This is a genomic window from Hydrogenivirga sp. (genome assembly GCF_056450045.1).
In genome coordinates this window covers 1-2,021 of the sequence record NZ_JBWONM010000216.1, presented here as the reverse complement: position 1 = coordinate 2,021, position 2,021 = coordinate 1, and the positions used below count along the sequence as shown (strand labels likewise).

3 protein-coding genes are annotated in these 2,021 nt (G+C 54.3%); all 3 read left to right on the top strand.

The genetic code is table 11. The features are described from left to right. The coding region (locus AC1HCM_RS08860; protein ID WP_479461407.1) for a hypothetical protein at positions 1-897 on the top strand (897 nt) is incomplete at its 5' end. Between the two features lie 14 nt (positions 898-911). After that, complete coding sequence (locus AC1HCM_RS08855; RefSeq protein WP_479461406.1) at positions 912-1,388, top strand: hypothetical protein; 477 nt, start codon at positions 912-914, stop codon at positions 1,386-1,388. A 1-nt stretch (position 1,389) separates the two neighbouring features. Beyond that, positions 1,390-2,021, top strand: a 632-nt coding sequence (locus tag AC1HCM_RS08850) for a cytochrome c biogenesis CcdA family protein (protein ID WP_479461405.1), incomplete at its 3' end; no start/stop codon positions are given.

Genomic DNA, 2,021 nt, shown 5'->3' with positions numbered 1-2,021 from the left:
GGGTCTTCCATCGGTCCATCCTGTAACTTCAGCCTCAAGCTCAACAAAGCCTATGCCTACGCCTTTGCTCTCTTTGACTTAAACTATAAGCCCATAGCCGTCTTCATTTACAACAATGAAAAGGCTCTGAAGTTCTCCGGGGATGTTTACATAAGTGCGATCGTAAAGAATACCAACAGCGTTGAGATCTCTGTTGACAACCCCGACAACGTCCAGATTGCCAGTGCAGACATACCCGATCCCACAGACCCGAACAATGCAGGCACCTATGACAGGAACGGTGACACGACTCCGGACATAATGGAGGACCACGATGGGAACAACACCCCCGACTGTATGGAGGACAAGAACGGAAACGGGCATCCCGACTCTCTTGAGGACTGGGACAGCAACGGCATACCCGAGGGCTTTGAGGATGAGAACGGAGACAGCATCCCTGACCACGTTGAGGACAGCGACCACAACGGGCGTCCCGAATACCACGACTGCAATAAAGATGGAAGGTGGGAAGACGAACAGAATGAAGGGTATGAAGGCGAAGAAGGGTATGAATGCCCCTCACAGGGCGGTGGAAACACGGGCGGCGGTAATACCGGGGGAGGAAACACGGGCGGTGGAGGTTCAACAACCGTGAGCTTCAGCGCTGATGTTCTTCCGATCCTTAACAACAGCTGTGCAGGGTGTCATGGAAACAACGGTAATTTCCATCTCAGCACTGCAACCGATAAATACGCGGAGGTAATGAAGTTCGTTGATACCGCCAATCCTTCCAACTCAAGGCTCCTTCTGAAGGCAACCAACACTATCTCCCACGGAGGAGGGCAGGTCTTTTCAACAACCTCCACCGAGTACCAGACCATACTCCGGTGGATACAAAGCGGTGCACCCAACAACTGAGGGAGGTAAGTAGGATGAAAAGGCTTCTTCCCCTCGCCTTCATGCCCCTCCTTCTTCTCTCCTGCGGTGGGGGTCTGGGAGAGCTGGAAGGAGAAGGGGATGATGATGGTCCTGTCCACTTTCAGGGAGTGTCCTGCGGGAACTGTCACAGCTTCTCGGGCGGGACGGTGTTCAGAGAACTGAATGCCCCTGACAAGGACGCTTCTAAGGCAGCGGGAGGATACAGGGTAAAGCTCTACTTTGCCAACGGCGGAGTTTATACCGCAAGCTACGGAAGAGGGACGGGCAACTTCATCGTTCCCAAGGGTAAACTTCAGGACTGGTTCAGGGCGGTGGTGATAGATTCCAAGGGCAACGAAGTGAACAGCTCCATAAAGAATTCCTACTCCCACTCTCCCGACAGGTTTGAGTGCAACTCCTGCCACACCCAAAATGGCGCAGGCGGCGCCCCGGGGAGGATAGTCAGCTACGACTACTACGGAGGTAATTAAGATGGAGGTTACACTCGTCGGTGCCTTCACGGCGGGGCTTCTGAGCTTCTTAGCTCCCTGTGTTCTCCCCATAGTCCCCGGGTACCTCTCCTACATAACAGGTGTCAGCGCTCAGGAGGAAAGGCCAGAGCTCCGCAAAACCCTCCTTCCCGTGCTTTTCTTCGTCCTGGGCTTTTCTACCGTCTTCATAGCTCTCGGGGCTGGAGCCTCCTTTGTGGGACAGTTCCTTGCGGACAACAGGGAGCTGATAGCCAAGATAGGGGGCGGGGTCATAGTCTTCTTCGGACTGCACTTTTCCAACCTTCTCATAAGGCAGGACTTTCTGAGGCTCTTTTCCTGCTTCGGTCTTGTCGCTGTGGCAATCTACTCCTTCGGGGTTCTTGAGCTTGACACCTTCAAAGCCATAGTGGGTGTCTGGGCAACAGTTACAGCCCTCTACCTCCTTAACGTTCACATGCTCCTCGACAGGCAGATGAGGAAGCAGGGAGGCTCAAAGGTCGGCACCGTCGGTTCCTTCCTCGTGGGGCTTACCTTCGGGGCGGGCTGGAGTCCCTGCATAGGTCCGGTTCTCGGCTCAATACTCCTCATAGCAAGTCAGCAGGATTCGGTCCTTGAGGGTGTAAAGCTTCTCTC

Coding starts and splice junctions, on each gene's coding strand:
- AC1HCM_RS08855 (WP_479461406.1), top strand. CDS start 912: ATGAAAAGGCTTCTTCCCCTCGCCTTCATGCCCCTCCTTCTTCTCTCC.